The 15,171-nt window shown below is 44.8% G+C and carries 13 protein-coding genes; 9 read left to right on the top strand and 4 right to left on the bottom strand.

What is annotated here, in order from left to right; genetic code table 11:
- Window positions 1–3: 3 nt before the first annotated feature.
- Genes AC0VYG_RS08410 through lnt form a run of 4 tightly spaced genes read left to right on the top strand, consistent with a single transcriptional unit; the run spans window position 4 to window position 4,026 of the window.
- Window positions 4–1,113 carry a PhoH family protein gene (locus tag AC0VYG_RS08410; protein ID WP_475431862.1) on the top strand — a complete coding sequence of 370 codons (1,110 nt, stop codon included), beginning with the start codon at window positions 4–6 and terminating at the stop codon, window positions 1,111–1,113.
- Window positions 1,113–1,577, top strand: a complete 465-nt coding sequence (gene ybeY / locus AC0VYG_RS08405) for an rRNA maturation RNase YbeY (RefSeq protein ID WP_067016088.1) — start codon at window positions 1,113–1,115, stop codon at window positions 1,575–1,577. The genes AC0VYG_RS08410 and ybeY overlap by 1 nt, the downstream gene beginning before the upstream one ends.
- A gap of 12 nt (window positions 1,578–1,589) precedes the next feature.
- The gene (locus AC0VYG_RS08400) at window positions 1,590–2,456 is read left to right on the top strand and encodes an HlyC/CorC family transporter (protein WP_475431861.1); all 867 of its coding nucleotides are present in this window, start codon (window positions 1,590–1,592) and stop codon (window positions 2,454–2,456) included.
- Window position 2,457: 1 nt separating this feature from the next.
- The gene (lnt, locus tag AC0VYG_RS08395; RefSeq protein WP_475431860.1) at window positions 2,458–4,026 is read left to right on the top strand and encodes an apolipoprotein N-acyltransferase; all 1,569 of its coding nucleotides are present in this window, start codon (window positions 2,458–2,460) and stop codon (window positions 4,024–4,026) included.
- 128 nt (window positions 4,027–4,154) lie between these two features.
- Here lnt and AC0VYG_RS08390 read toward each other — a convergent pair whose 3' ends face one another.
- Window positions 4,155–4,592, bottom strand: coding sequence for a hypothetical protein (locus tag AC0VYG_RS08390; protein WP_139063128.1), 438 nt, complete (start codon window positions 4,590–4,592; stop codon window positions 4,155–4,157).
- Between the two features lie 176 nt (window positions 4,593–4,768).
- Between AC0VYG_RS08390 and leuS the strand changes: the two genes are divergently transcribed.
- From leuS to holA, 3 genes are all read left to right on the top strand, one after another.
- Window positions 4,769–7,216, top strand: coding sequence for a leucine--tRNA ligase (gene leuS / locus AC0VYG_RS08385; protein WP_475431859.1), 2,448 nt, complete (start codon window positions 4,769–4,771; stop codon window positions 7,214–7,216).
- Between the two features lie 66 nt (window positions 7,217–7,282).
- Window positions 7,283–7,801 carry an LPS-assembly lipoprotein LptE gene (locus tag AC0VYG_RS08380; RefSeq protein ID WP_475431858.1) on the top strand — a complete coding sequence of 173 codons (519 nt, stop codon included), beginning with the start codon at window positions 7,283–7,285 and terminating at the stop codon, window positions 7,799–7,801.
- A gap of 33 nt (window positions 7,802–7,834) precedes the next feature.
- Window positions 7,835–8,869, top strand: coding sequence for a DNA polymerase III subunit delta (gene holA / locus AC0VYG_RS08375; protein ID WP_475431857.1), 1,035 nt, complete (start codon window positions 7,835–7,837; stop codon window positions 8,867–8,869).
- A 41-nt stretch (window positions 8,870–8,910) separates the two neighbouring features.
- Here holA and AC0VYG_RS08370 read toward each other — a convergent pair whose 3' ends face one another.
- Window positions 8,911–10,335, bottom strand: coding sequence for an MFS transporter (locus tag AC0VYG_RS08370; protein ID WP_475431856.1), 1,425 nt, complete (start codon window positions 10,333–10,335; stop codon window positions 8,911–8,913).
- 163 nt (window positions 10,336–10,498) lie between these two features.
- Here AC0VYG_RS08370 and AC0VYG_RS08365 point away from each other — a divergent pair, with 163 nt between their 5' ends.
- Together AC0VYG_RS08365 and AC0VYG_RS08360 are read left to right on the top strand one after the other, a co-directional pair.
- Window positions 10,499–11,428 (top strand): LysR family transcriptional regulator, encoded by a 930-nt coding sequence (locus AC0VYG_RS08365; protein WP_475431855.1) that lies wholly within the window; start codon window positions 10,499–10,501, stop codon window positions 11,426–11,428.
- Window positions 11,429–11,665: 237 nt separating this feature from the next.
- Window positions 11,666–12,322, top strand: coding sequence for a TIGR02466 family protein (locus tag AC0VYG_RS08360; protein ID WP_475431854.1), 657 nt, complete (start codon window positions 11,666–11,668; stop codon window positions 12,320–12,322).
- A 46-nt stretch (window positions 12,323–12,368) separates the two neighbouring features.
- Here AC0VYG_RS08360 and AC0VYG_RS08355 read toward each other — a convergent pair whose 3' ends face one another.
- Together AC0VYG_RS08355 and AC0VYG_RS08350 are read right to left on the bottom strand one after the other, a co-directional pair.
- Window positions 12,369–13,889, bottom strand: coding sequence for a SpoVR family protein (locus AC0VYG_RS08355; RefSeq protein ID WP_475431853.1), 1,521 nt, complete (start codon window positions 13,887–13,889; stop codon window positions 12,369–12,371).
- Window positions 13,870–15,162 (bottom strand): YeaH/YhbH family protein, encoded by a 1,293-nt coding sequence (locus AC0VYG_RS08350; protein WP_475431852.1) that lies wholly within the window; start codon window positions 15,160–15,162, stop codon window positions 13,870–13,872. The genes AC0VYG_RS08355 and AC0VYG_RS08350 overlap by 20 nt, the downstream gene beginning before the upstream one ends.
- Between the last annotated feature and the right edge of the window lie 9 nt (window positions 15,163–15,171).

Below are 15,171 nucleotides of genomic sequence, written 5' to 3'. Positions count from 1 at the left end.
CTCTTGGAAACGACACAGACAACTCAACAAATGCGCCTTGCACCAGCCGAAGCCGATGCTTTGGCTGTTTTATGTGGGCAACTAGACGAAAACATCAAACTGATTGAAAAGCGTCTTGATGTCACCATTCGCTACCGTGGTGATCTGTTTGATATTTCAGGCGAAAGCTCTGACAATGTCGCGGCCACAAAAATTCTACTGGAAAACTTGTACCGTGAAGCGCGGGCACAAGGGGTTCTTTCAGCCGAAACCATTCACTTGTATTTGCAGGAATCGGCCATTGAGTCTTTGAGCAAACACTCAAAAGACAAAGGCGATCAGTTGGTCATCAAAACACGTAAAGCTTTTATCAAGCCAAAAGGTAAAAACCAGCAAAGCTATGTAAAAGAGGTGCGTAAAAACGACATTAACTTTGGCATTGGTCCCGCTGGAACAGGAAAAACCTATCTGGCAGTGGCTTGCGCCGTCGAAGCGCTAGAAGCAGATCGTGTTGAACGCATTATGTTAGTTCGTCCAGCGGTTGAAGCAGGTGAAAAGTTAGGCTTTTTACCTGGGGATTTATCACAAAAGATCGACCCTTATCTACGCCCTTTATACGATGCACTTTATGAAATGCTGGGCTTTGAACTGGTCGATAAACTGATAGAGAAAAACGTTATCGAGATCGCCCCACTGGCCTTTATGCGTGGTCGTACTCTAAATAATGCCTTTATCATTTTGGATGAAAGCCAAAACACCACTCGCGAACAGATGAAAATGTTCCTGACGCGCATTGGCTTTGGCTCCACAGCGGTGATCACGGGGGATACATCTCAAGTGGACTTACCTCGAGGCACATCGTCTGGTTTGGCTCACGCTATGCATGTACTTCGTGGCGTCAACGGCATTAGTTTAACGCACTTTGCGGCCTCCGATGTGGTTCGTCATCCACTGGTTCAACGCATTGTTGAAGCGTATGAGCGTTTTGATACAGAAGAGGAAGAAGCGAAAAAGGCGCGAACTGAAGCGCGCTTACAAGCACAGGCTGAACAGACGGCGCATGCAAGTGACTCCACGTCTAAGAACGAAGCTAGTCCTTCCCACTCAGCCACTAATCAGGGTAACAAAAGCTAATGGCCCACTTGGAATTAGATTTACAAATTGCCTGCGAAGCAACAGACAATGTGCCAAGTAGCGATGAGTTCAAACAATGGGTAACCACCGCCTTACCATTATCTGGCGATGAATACGAAGTCACTATCCGCCTAGTTGATGAAGAAGAAAGCCAAGCGCTTAATAACGAATACCGAGGAAAGGACAAACCAACTAATGTCTTGTCTTTTCCTTTTGATGCGCCCATGGAACTTGATATTCCCTTATTAGGTGATTTAGTCATCTGCGCACAAGTTGTTGAGCGTGAAGCCATTGAACAAGAAAAACCCTTATTGCATCATTGGGCTCATATGACCATACACGGCATATTGCATTTACGTGGCTATGATCATATAAATGATGATGAAGCAGAAGAAATGGAAGCCTTAGAAACTCAGTTATTGGCTTCTCTTAATATTCCAGATCCCTATTTGATAAAAGAGTGAGTTCATAACCCCATGAGCGAAGACCGATCGAGTAACACCAACGATCAACAAAAATCTTGGTTTGAGCGTTTAACGCAAGCATTTAACGATGAGCCCCGCAGCAGAGAAGACATTATCAAACTGCTGGAGGCGGCCGTTAAATCAGACATCATTGATCGTGATGCCTTTACGATTGTTGAAGGTGCATTAGAGGTGTCTGAGGTACAGGCTAGAGATATTATGATACCGCCTTCCCAGATGGTGGTGATCAGATCAGAAGATGATCCAAAAACCTCAATTCGTAAAGTCATTGATTCATCACATTCACGTTTCCCTGTGGTCGGTGAAGAGCCAGATGAAATATTAGGTGTGCTGCTGGCAAAAGATCTTCTGCCGCTCCTATTTAAAGACGAAGACATTGTTATGGACGATATTTTGTCCTGCCTTCGTCCCGCCAACTTTATTCCTGAAAGCAAGCGCCTCAATGTGCTACTCAATGACTTTAGAACTAAGCGCTACCACATGGCCTTGGTTTTAGACGAATACGGTAGTGTATCAGGCTTGGTGACCATTGAAGATGTTCTCGAACAAATCGTTGGTGAAATTGAAGATGAAACCGATCGGGAAGAAAGCGAAGAGATCCAAACAACAGACGAAGACAACGTCTTCTTAGTACCTGCTTTATGTCCAGTTGAAGATTTTAATGAATACTTTAAAGTCAGCTTTAGCGAAGAAGAGTTCGACACCATTGGCGGCATTTTGGTACAACAATTTGGCCATGTTCCTGTGCGCGGTGAAGAGATAATCTTTGGCGACATGAATTTTTACGTCTTAAAATCCGATGGGCGGCGCGTTAAAACCATCAAAGTTTCACGATTAAATATAGAAGCGATAGAGTAGTATGTCCCACTCCCACCCCAAATCAGCCACAAGCAAGCAGGCGGGGTGGAAACGCCCTTTTTTTATCAAATTATCTTCTCCCCTCGCGCTATGCATAGGTTTCTTAGCAGGCGCACTGGGAGTGACAAGTTTTTCGCCCTTTAACTTTTGGCCCAGCTATTTTATCACCATTGTGGTTTTCTGTTGGCTGGTCTTAACGAGTGATAGCGCAAAAAGCGCCGCATGGCGAGGTACCGCCGTTGGCCTAGGCTTTTTTGGCTGCGGCGTCTCTTGGGTATTTGTTAGCATCGATACCTATGGGCATGTAGGCAATATCATTTCTGCTCTCATTACCTTTGGTTTTGTGTTCATTCTTACCCTGTTTTGGACTCTATCCTCTTGGGTCACTTGGCGACTGGTTAAGATATTTACCCGAATCCCGCCCGGACTTATTTTTGCCATCAGTTTATTAGCATTCGAGTATGCACGAAGCACATTTTTTACGGGGTTTCCTTGGTTACTGCCTGGTTACTCTATCCAAAAATCTTGGCTTTACGAATTACTCCCCATTGGCGGCATTTGGTTAACCAGCGCCATTGTGGTACTAACGTCCAGTATCATTACCAGCTGCATCCTCAGCCGTCATAACCATGCTGTTATGATCATTATTGTTCTCCTGGCATGGCTTGGTGCGGCTTATCTACAGTATTTTCCTGAACAATGGGTGAAGCAAACAGGACAGTTCAAAGCCACACTGGTACAAGGAAATGTCAAACAGAGTGAGAAATGGCAAGCAAAAACTGCCAGCTCTTCCTTAGAGTATTATGAATCGGCAACCATACAGCACTTAGACAGCGCTTTAGTAGTATGGCCAGAAACTGCCATCACTTACCTCTATCAACAGATCCGACCGCATTTAAGTCAATTAAATAAATTACTGATAGAAACACATACCACCTTAGTCACAGGCGTGCCAGCTTTCAATAAAGAAAAGAACACCTATTATAACGCCATGTGGGCATTGGGTGACGGAAAAGGTCTTTACTACAAACGCCATCTCGTTCCCTTTGGCGAATACATTCCGTTCTCATCCATCATCGGTCCGGTACTCGATATTTTTGGCATGCCTATGTCAACTTTTTCACCAGGCGGCGCGCATCAGGGCCTCATACATGTTGGTAAATGGAAAGCAGCCCCTTTTATCTGCTATGAGATTGTCTATACAGATCAAGTACGTGACTTAGCAGCCAAAAGTGATTTTTTAATCAACATCAGTAATGATGGCTGGTTTGGCGCTTCTATCGGTCCATGGCAACACTTGCAAATAGCCCAGTTTAGAGCAAAAGAAACGGGGCGCTATTTAGTTCGCGCGACGAACACAGGGCTCACCGTGGTGGTAAATGAAAATGGAAAAATCACCGATGAAGCGCCGCAATTTAAGCGTACTACCATGACGACAACGGTAAAAACCTTTAGTGGATCAACACCCTATGTCAAATGGGGAGAATGGCCCGTTGTACTATTAATGATCCTCTGCTTGGTATTATCTTACGGTATAAATCGAGGCTCTAAGCCGTCGGATAAGCGATAAATAGCCAAACGAAAAAAGCCACGTTATTTAACATCCCGTGGCTTTTTTCATTATGCTGCCCACCCCTCTTAACAAAACACAGGAATTAGAACATCAGAGCAAGACGAGTATAGAGAGCCTCCCCTGCTCTAGTCGTCTTTTTCTTGGTGAGTCGACATCAAACCGTAGTGGCACACTTCACAGGGTTCCAGAGTGCCGTCTTCTGCTTTGATGTTATCGTGCCCACATGCCATACAGTGATAAACACCCGCTTTGGCTTCTTGGCCAGCGACATGACATTCTTCTAAAGGGACGGGATTATTATTGGCATGGTTAATCAGCCATAATAATGCGGCATCTTCTTTTGCATCCAACTCTTTGGTCAGTTCTTCCCCTTCTTCTAGAACCAAATGCCAATTGGCATCAATCCAAGCTTCGGTGTATCCCATTTTATCGTGCCAGTAAGCTTTCATTAAAGATACGTCGTCTAGAAACCAATCCTTCGCCCCTTTTAAAATTTGGCGCGCTTCTTCGACAAGATCGGTGTTGTTTTGTTCATTTATCGGATCTTTTTTCATTGATTTCATAACTCCTCTTCTATGTGCCTTCTCATTAGAGCCTCATCTCTATAAAATAGCGAATATTCTTAGTTTCTGTTGGGCTCTACACAAGTTTCCTGTCGATTCAGCTATGTTTCCTCACTTGGGTGGCTTTTTGTGTAGTTCAATCCAACCTAACGCCTATTATGGGATCATTAAACATCATGCAAGAACAATACAATCCTCAGCAGATTGAACAAGCAGCTCAGTTATTTTGGGATGAAAACAAAGTATTTAAAGCCGTAGCAGACGCCAGCAAAGAAAAATTCTACTGCCTCTCTATGTTCCCTTACCCAAGTGGCCGTTTACACATGGGGCATGTGCGTAACTATACCATTGGTGACGTTATTTCCCGTTACCAGCGTATGCAAGGCAAAAATGTCATGCAACCCATGGGATGGGATGCCTTTGGCTTACCAGCAGAAAACGCCGCCATCAAAAATAAAACGGCCCCCGCAAAATGGACCCATGAAAACATTGCCTACATGAAAGGCCAGTTAAAAGAATTGGGCTTTGCTTATGACTGGGACCGTGAAATTGCCACTTGTACCCCCGAATACTACAAATGGGAACAATGGTTCTTTACTCAATTAGTCGAAAAAGGTTTAGCTTACAAAAAAACCTCTGCGGTTAACTGGTGCCCTAATGACCAAACCGTGTTAGCGAACGAACAAGTAGAAGACGGTGGCTGCTGGCGCTGTGGCACGACCGTTGAGAAAAAAGAAATCCCTCAATGGTTCATCCGCATCACGGCCTATGCAGAAGAATTGCTTAACGATCTTGATCAACTTGATGGCTGGCCCGAAAAAGTGAAAGCCATGCAGCGTAACTGGATTGGCCGCTCTGAAGGCTTAGAATTCAGCTTCTCAGTGGCAGACAAAGAGGAGCGTCTATCTGTTTACACCACGCGCCCTGATACGATTATGGGAGTCACTTACGTTGCCGTTGCTACGCAACATCCTCTGTCTTTGGAAGCCGCCCAAAACAATGCCAAGCTTGCTGAATTCATCGAAGAAAGCAAGAAAATGTCGACCACCGAAGCGGACATGGCAATGGTTGACAAAAAAGGCATCGACACCGGTTTCAAAGCCATTCACCCCATTACAGGGGACGCTGTCCCTATTTATGCGGCTAACTTCGTGTTGATGGATTACGGCTCCGGTGCGGTGATGTCGGTTCCCGCTCACGACCAGCGCGATTTTGAATTCGCGAAAAAGTATTCACTGCCCATCAAACAAGTGGTGAAACCTGCAGGTGATGAAAGCATCGATCTAGAAAAAGAAGCCTTCACCGAAAAAGGGATACTCTGCAACTCTGGTGAGTTTGATGGACTGTCTTTTAAAGACGCCTTCGATACCATTTCTGCGTGGATGGTTGATCGCAACTTAGGCGAAATAAAAGTCAATTACCGCCTAAGAGACTGGGGCGTCAGCCGCCAACGCTATTGGGGGACTCCAATCCCAACGATCAATTTAAAAGATGGCTCCGTCGTACCCGTTCCAAAAGATCAATTACCCGTTGAATTACCCACGGATGTTATTATGGATGGCGTCAACTCGCCCATCAAAAACAACCCTGGCTTCTCTACAATCACTTACAACGGGGAAGAAGCAGAACGTGAAACCGATACCTTTGATACCTTTATGGAATCTTCTTGGTACTTTGCACGTTACTGTTGTCCAGACGCAACGGATACCATGCTAACCGAAGAAGCAAACTACTGGCTTCCTGTTGACCAATACGTGGGGGGCGTTGAACACGCTATACTTCACCTTTTGTACTCACGTTTTTTCCACAAACTGTTACGTGATGCGGGTCTTGTTAACTCTGACGAACCGTTCAAACGTCTATTAACCCAAGGGATGGTGAACAAAGACGGTACGAAAATGTCTAAATCCAAGGGTAACACCGTTGACCCTCAGGAAATGATTGAGCGTTATGGCGCAGATACGGTTCGTCTATTCGTCATGTTCACTGCGCCACCAGAGCAATCTCTTGAGTGGAATGATGCGGGTGTTGATGGTGCCTCTCGCTTCCTACGTCGACTTTGGTCGTTAGCGTATCGTCATACAGAAGCCGGCGTGCCTAGCGAGCTAATGATTGATGAGTTAAATGGTGAACAAAAGTCGCTACGTCGTAAAACGCACGAAACCATCCAAAAAGTGACTGATGATATTGAGCGTCGTCAAACCTTCAACACCGCCATTGCTGCAGTCATGGAGCTGTGTAATGAAATCAGCAAGTTTGAAGACCAATCCCCCCTTGGTTTGGCTGTTGAACATGAAGCATTAGAAGCAGCGATACTCCTTCTATCACCCATCGTTCCGCACATTGCCCATCAACTGTGGATTGAGCTTGGCCATGCGGATAACGTTGTGAATACCCCTTGGCCCGTCCTTGATGAAGCCGCTCTTGTGAAGGATGAATTAACCATTGTGGTTCAAGTACTAGGTAAAAAACGTGCAGAAGTCATTGTTTCTGCTAATGCGGATAATAAAACCATCGAAGCGGCGGCACTTGCTCATCCGAACGTGACGAAATTCCTTGAAGGGAAAACCGTCCGTAAAGTGATTGTCGTACCAGGTCGATTGGTCAATATCGTCGCGAACTAACGTGCCAAATTAGGGATGGCCAAGTGGCCTCCCTAATTTTCTTTTATCGCTTTAGAGATCATGGATATGATAATACCATTGAATAAAACAGCCCGCTTTTTGTTACTCATTGTCCTATCGTTTAGTGTCGTCGCTTGTGGTTTCCATCTACGTGGACAAGTCGCCATTCCCGAAAGCTTAAAACGATTGGTATTAACCTCTGATTCTGGCTCTCCGACCTTTGATACCGCATTACGCATTGCGTTAACACGCGCTGGCGTTAAAGTTGTGGACTCAAAAAATGCGGGTGATGATGTACTTGAGTTAAAAGTTAACCACCTTAAAACGTCCGATACGGTCCTTGCTCGCAATAGCTCAAACGATGTGACTCAAATACAGCGTGAATTAAGTGGTGTTTACTTTATTCGCCAAAAAGATGGTAAATCCATCTATGGCCCTCGCAACTTCAGTACGACCCAAGTTCTGTCGAATCAAAATGCGGAAGAAAGCACAAAATCAGCGTATAACCAAACAGAAATGCAATCAATGGCAAATGATCTTGCCAATCAGCTGGTTTCTGATCTTGCTTATGCGCCCGTTAAATAGCGGCCTTAATAACGCATTGATAATAAGATTGCTATGAAAGTTAGAGCAGATCAACTGCCACAACAGCTCAACAAAACCCTCGCCCCCATTTATATTATCTCTGGGGACGAGGTGTTATTGTGCCAAGAAGCCGCTGACAGTGTGCGCAAAGCGGTATTCAACAATGGCATTAACGAACGTTTACGCTATGTAGCAGATGCTCAATTTGATTGGCAAGATGTGATTAATGAAAACCAAAGCCTGTCGCTTTTCTCTAATCAGCGATTGTTTGATATTCAAATAGACAAAATGGGGGAAAAACATACCAAGGCACTGGCACAATTATCTCAGTCATTAAGTGATGATAATGTTATCTTGCTGACCTTACCTAAAATAGATGCTCGCTCACAAAAAGCGAAATGGTTTTCTCAGCTTGAGAGCAAAGGAGTCTTTGTTCAAATCTGGCCAATCGATGCTAATCGCTTACCGGCTTGGGTTCAACAACGGGCCCAAGCTCTTGATCTTTCACTAAGTCGAGATGCGGCCAGCATGATTTGTGAACGCGGCGAAGGTAACTTACTCGCTCTTTCACAAGAACTGGAAAAACTGGCATTGCTACATGGTGCAGGCAGTAAAATTGATGCAGAAAAAGTCGCTGATTCGGTAGCTGACAGTAGTCGCTATTCCATTTACGATTTAAGTGATCGATTACTGATGGGCAAAACCAAAGAAGCCATGCATTGCTTAAACCAGTTAGTAGGAGAAGGGGTAGAATCCAGCATTATTCTCTGGCTGTTTAACCGCGAAATACAGACACTTAGTTCGCTTTTTAAAGCCATGCAATCGTCCGGTCTAAGACAAGCCTGTCAGTCTCAAAAAATTTGGGATAAGCGAATCCCCTTTTATGAAAGTGCTCTAAGCCGACATAACCACATCACTCTTCCCTACTTGCAAAACTATCTGGCATTGATGGACAAGCGCATCAAAGGGCTAGAAGGACCTGACATAGACACGGGGTTTCGCAATCTCGTGATGATGTTTTGTGGCTTCAAACCCGTGGCCACAGAACTGGATCTGCCAGTCCACTAAAATAATGCCATAGCAAAAAGTCAGACCCACCCCAGTCTCTTCTAAGCCTGCCCTCGCTGCTGACGACTGACACTAATGAAGATAGCCAATACGGCTGTGACAGCAGCAACCCAGAGACTTACCTGGATACCTTGGTCTTCTAATAAAGTATTACTTCCTGATTGTCCATAAAAGGATAAAACCACGCCAACCAGAGCAGCGCCCAAACACTGCCCAAACGTTCGAACAATCGCCAATACACCCGAGGCATAGCCACTTTTCTCTCGGGAAACGTTCGATAGCATTTCGCGATTATTAGGACTCTGAAAACAACCAAAACCAATACCACACAACAAACTGCGCAAACAAATATCCCATACAGAAGGCTGATCAGGCAGTAAGGCGAGTAGTATGACTCCCAAAGCAAATAAACAGGAGCCTATAACCGAGATGACGGCAGCGGAATAACGGTCTGACAGTTTGCCAGCATTTGATGCGGCTAAAATAATGCCTATGGGCCAAGGCGTAAAAAGCAGTGCCGAGTCAAACACACTGTATCCATAAACGGTTTGGAATAAAAATGGCAATGCAATAAACACGATCCCTTGACTGATAAAAGACGCTAAAGACGTCAAGGCCGCAAGCGAAAATCGCATAGACAAAAAGATCTCCAGAGGTAACAACGGCTTGGGAGCAACACGCTGACGCTTAATAAATAGCCACCCAGCCACAATCGCCGCCACACCATAGGTTGTGGCGATGATGAGCGTTTCAGAATAAAGGGCACCGTGACTGAGTTGAGAGAAGGTATTCGCCGTCATAATCAACGACCCTAACATCACAGCGGATAACAACCCACCAAGAATATCAAACGGTTCACGACGGATACTGTCAATACGAGGAACCGCCCGCAACGTAAACAGAACCGCCATGATACCCAATGGAATGTTGATGGCAAATAACCATTGCCACCCCAAAGTCGACAACAAGGTTCCACCAAAAATGGGGGCCACCGCCGTAATAGAGCCTATCAACAAAGCATTCAAGCCTAATATTCGCCCCAATAATCGATTAGGAAAAACGGAACGTAAAATCGCTGGTGAAATGCTCAACGTAGCGGCACCACCAATGCCTTGCAATAAACGCATTAAAATAAGCATTTCAAGCGACGATGACAAAGCACAACCTAAAGACGCCAAGGTAAAAACCACCAAGCCAATGGTGAACTGCAGGCGAAAACCAATGCGTGTCGCCAGTGCTGAAAATATCGCCAACGTCATGGCAGCCGTTAACAAATAACCATTAGACACCCATACTGCGTGACTCGCTGACACTCCTAGTGTTTGAGCGATTTTGGGCAACGCAATGTTTACCATGGAGCCATCAAAGACGGCCATGGTCGTTGCTGTCATCGTGGCCACCATTGCTAAACGACGTTCGGATCCTACCAATCCATCGTCACCTGGCTCATCGGAAAATAATATCATGTAATAAAGATACCTCTTATGTAATAAAGACTCTTTGACATAGAGAACTCGCAAAGTATAGGCTTGCTGTTAACATAGCGGAAGGCGCATCAATGATACTTATAAACTGCACATAACGCCTCATCTATTACCAATCACATTATCAACTAGGTAATTACACTGTATGGCTGAACCAGACCTAAATCTATTAGTTGCACTTGATGCCCTACTGACGGAAGAGAGTGTTGCAGGTGCCGCAAGACGGCTTAAACTAAGTCCTTCAGCAATGAGCCGAACCCTGAACAGGCTTCGAGTTGCCACGAAAGACCCATTACTAGTAAGAGCCGGACGTCATATGGTATTAACCCCTTATGCGCAAGAGATACGAAATCGTACTCGCGATGCGGTCTTCGAAGCTCGTAATATACTCAATCCCCTTTCATCCCCTCTCAATTTATCGACATTAAAGCGAACCTTTACCATTCGAGCGAATGATGGCTTTATTGAAGCGTTTGCCGCATCACTTATCTCGACAGTCGCCGTATCCGCACCACTCGTTCGCTTACGCTTTGCCTCCAAATCAGAGAAAAACGTCAAATATCTTAGAGAGGGGCAAGCGGATCTTGAAATAGGAGTACTAGACGACACAATGGGGCCAGAAATACGCTTACAAGCCCTGTTTAGAGACAGATTTAGTGGTGTGGTCAGAAAAAACCACCCACTCTACAAAACAGACAGCATAACACCTGAACAATATGTATCTTACAGCCATGTCATTGCTTCACGTCGTGGCCTGACAAAAGGCCCTGTGGACGATGCCCTGACGGCACTAGGTCTAGAACGAAACATAGCGGCTATTGTTCCAAGCTTTCCCGCCGTCCTTACGGTCATACAGACTTCTGACCTAGTTGGACTAGTGCCAGACTCATTTTTAAACAATCACAAAAAGCTGAATGACCATGAAATGAGCCCTTTTCATACCTTTGAACTCCCTGTAAAAACGGACGCCATCACCATATCCCAAATGTGGCACCCTCGGCTAGATAAAGATCTCGCTCATCGTTGGTTACGCACATTAGTACTGGATGTTTGTCAGCAGAAAATGCCAAATTAACCTGTCAATCAAACCATTACCGAGATGGCAAACCGAGTCTCTGAGATAGATAAAGAAGTCAGCGAGATTGAACGCCTTAAATTAGCCAATAATTTATCGTTCATCATCTAGCCCAGCCGCCTGACATCCATATAAAAAAACACGACCTTTTATTGATAAGCCTTTTTTTCTGTTGTCAGGCTGGTACTATCTCGGCGAGTATATTCACCTTCTATTTTAGCGCCAGGTTGTACCTTGATGAATAACACCACTAGCATTGAAGAAATGAGCGTTTGGACAACACCAATATTTAGTGCCCAACTGCCTGACCATGAATTTCTAAAAGACGCCCTTCTTGATATCGTCTATCAACAAAAAGCAGCCCAATCCACAGCCATCGAAAGCCTGATCGCACCATCGGCAAAACATGCTCTGCACGAAAGCACACTGGACTTCTTAGACCTACAAGACGCCACCATTATGGAGGTCAAACGCACCTTAGAAGAGCTGATTTTAGAAGTGGTCAGTAGCTTAAACCTAGCCTATTGGCCCGAACACACTCAAGCTGAAGCCCATATTATTGAGTCTTGGTATCACGTAACGCAAACGGGTGGCTATCATGACACACACTCCCATCCAAACTGTTCTTGGTGCGGAATTTATTATTTAGAACCAGGTGACGCGGCCACAAAAGGCAAGGGAGGAGTCAACCGTTTTTACGACCCAAGAGTCAATGCAGAACACTATTCTGACCCTGGCACAGCCTACTTGTCGAATCAAGGGGTATGGGATTTCTTACCAACAGAAGGGCAAGTGGTGGTTTTTCCGTCTTATTTAAAACACTCGGCCCTACCCTATTTTGGAGAGAAAGACCGAGTGGTTATCGCATTTAACAGTGCTATTGATCTGTATTAATTGCAATGGTATTTAGGTGGTCGCCTTCATCTTTGTGCTGCTATGATTATTCATCAGGAGCACAAGTGTAAGTTTGTACCAACCCATTTTTCCCCCAAGACTCCAAGCGCACATCAAACCCCCATAAACGCCTAAAGTGCTTAATCACTTCAACGGTATCATCATTGAGAGGTCGGTCACCATCCATAACATGACGCAACACTAAACTACGATCACCGTTAATGTTTACCTTCTGCACCTGAATATTGGGTTCACGATAACTAAGATTGTATTGCTGCGACAAACGCTCCCTAAGTTTTTGAAAACCTTCGTCATTGTGGATCTCTTTAATTTCGACAAAAGGGTCTAGTACATCATTTTCCATACCGAAAAACCGGAAATCACGCATCAACTTAGGCGACAAATATTGCAGGATAAAACTTTCATCTTTGAAGTTACGCATAGCGAAATCCAGCACTTCTACCCAAGGCTTACCAACAATATCAGGAAACCATTCTCTGTCTTCTTGAGTTGGGTTTTCACACATGCGCTTGATGTCTGAATACATTGCAAAACCCAAAGCATAGGGGTTTATTCCTGAGTAATAGGGTGAGTCAAAGCTTGGTTGATACACCACATTCGTGTGGGATTGCAAAAATTCTAAAATAAACCCATCATCCACTTTACCCTTATCGTACAAGGTGTTCATTAAGGTGTAGTGCCAAAATGATGCCCACCCTTCGTTCATCACTTGAGTTTGGCGTTGTGGGTAAAAATACTGTGCCATTTTACGCACAATACGAATCAGCTCTCGCTGCCAAGGACGCAATAATGGCGCATGTTTCTCTAAAAAATAGAGTAAATTCTCCTGCGGCTCCGAGGGGAAAACACGTTCTTTCTTGGCCGCTTCTTCATCCTTTTCGGTAACTGGAATGGTCCGCCATAAGTCATTTACCTGTTGCTGAAGAATTTGCTCGCGCTCATCTTGGCGAAACTGTTCTTCTTGAGCTGAAAGCGGTACAGGACGCTTATAACGATCCACCCCAAAGTTCATCAAAGCGTGACAAGAATCCAGCGTTAATTCCACTTCCTCCACGCCGTATTTCTCTTCGCACTCTTGTACGTATTTCTTGGCGAAAACCAGATAATCAATAATCGCCGTCGCATCCGTCCACGTTTTGAATAAATAATTGCCTTTAAAGAAGGAGTTATGACCATAACAAGCATGGGCAATAACCAACGCCTGCATCATCATATTGTTCTCTTCCATCAGATAAGCAATACACGGTGAGGAGTTAATCACAATTTCATAAGCCAAGCCCATGCGGCCACGCTTATAATTTTGCTCTACTTCTAGAAATTGCTTTCCGTAGGACCAGTGATGATAACCCAACGGCATGCCAACAGACGCGTAAGCATCCATCATCTGTTCAGAACTGATGATTTCAATTTGATTCGGGTAAGTATCTAACCCATATTCCCTGGCAATTTTACCAATCTCTTCATCGTATTTTTGAATCAACTCGAATGACCACTCAGGCCCTTCGGACAAAAACTGACGCTTCTTCTTACTGGCCACTTGACTCATTTTGCCTCCTTTGGAACAAGTCCCGGAAAACAGGATAAATATCGCCGACATCCGTGATATGCCGCATCGAAAAATACCTTGGATGGGCTGCTTGAACCTGCTCGTAGGAATACCACAGACTTTGGTGATCGCGAGGAGTGATCTCGATGTAGGTAAAGTATTGAACCTTATCGACAATGTCTTCTTCAAGAATCTTCCGACAGATCATTGAGTCATCATCCCAGTTATCGCCATCAGAAGCTTGTGCCGCGTAAATATTCCAAGAATCAGACGGGTAACGTTCCTCAATAATTTTATTCATTAATTTTAAGGCACTGGAAACAATGGTCCCCCCGGTCTCCCGTGAATAGAAGAACTCTTCTTCCGACACTTCCTTAGCACTGGTATGGTGGCGAATGAAAATGACGTCGATCTTTTCGTAGTTACGGCGCAAGAATAAATACAGCAAAATAAAAAACCGCTTTGCGATGTTTTTGGTCTCTTGTGTCATAGAACCCGATACATCCATTACACAAAACATAACCGCCTGTGAACTGGGTTTGGGCTCCTTCACATGGTGGTTATAACGTAAATCGTATGTATCTAAAAACGGTGTACTGCTAATTTTTTGCTCTAGTAGCGCCTTCTGCTCCTCCAATTCAGCAAGACGATGATCGTCCCTAAGCACCGAGTCTTGAGCCAATAAACGCGCGATTTCCGCTTCAACCTCCTTAAGCTGACGTCGCGAACCACCACTCATCACCATACGGCGCGCATAGGCATTGCGCATAGAACGCACGATATTTAATTTAGAGGGTGTGCCATCGCTTACCACACCAGCATGGCGTAAGCTAAACTCTTTAATTTCTTTCAGTTCTTTTTTGAGTAAATTAGGCAACGCAAGGTCTTCAAAGACATAGTCGAGAAACTCTTCTTGAGAAATCTGAAACACAAAATCGTCTTCCCCTTCTCCTGAATCACTCGCATCACCATTGCCAGAGCCACTACCCGATCCCCCTTTCGGTTTGGGTATACGGTCTCCAGTTATAAATTCCTTATTACCAGGGTGGACAATGGAGCCAGTCCCACCCTGTCCATGTCCAAAGCTGGGCTCATGAATGTCTTTTTGAGGTATGGTAATTCGTTCACCACGATCTAAGTCTTTGATACTCCTTTCATTGACCGCTTCTTCAACGGCTTTTCGAATATGTTCACGATAGCGACGTAAAAATCGCTGGCGATTCACGCTGCTCTTATGTTTACCGTTTAGGCGGCGGTCAACTATGTATGACATACCCACCTC

The sequence above is a fragment of the Marinomonas sp. 63XJN7_7_ISO-PGPR-S23-202 genome (genome assembly GCF_056173505.1).
This window is presented reverse-complemented; position numbering and strand designations above follow the sequence as displayed.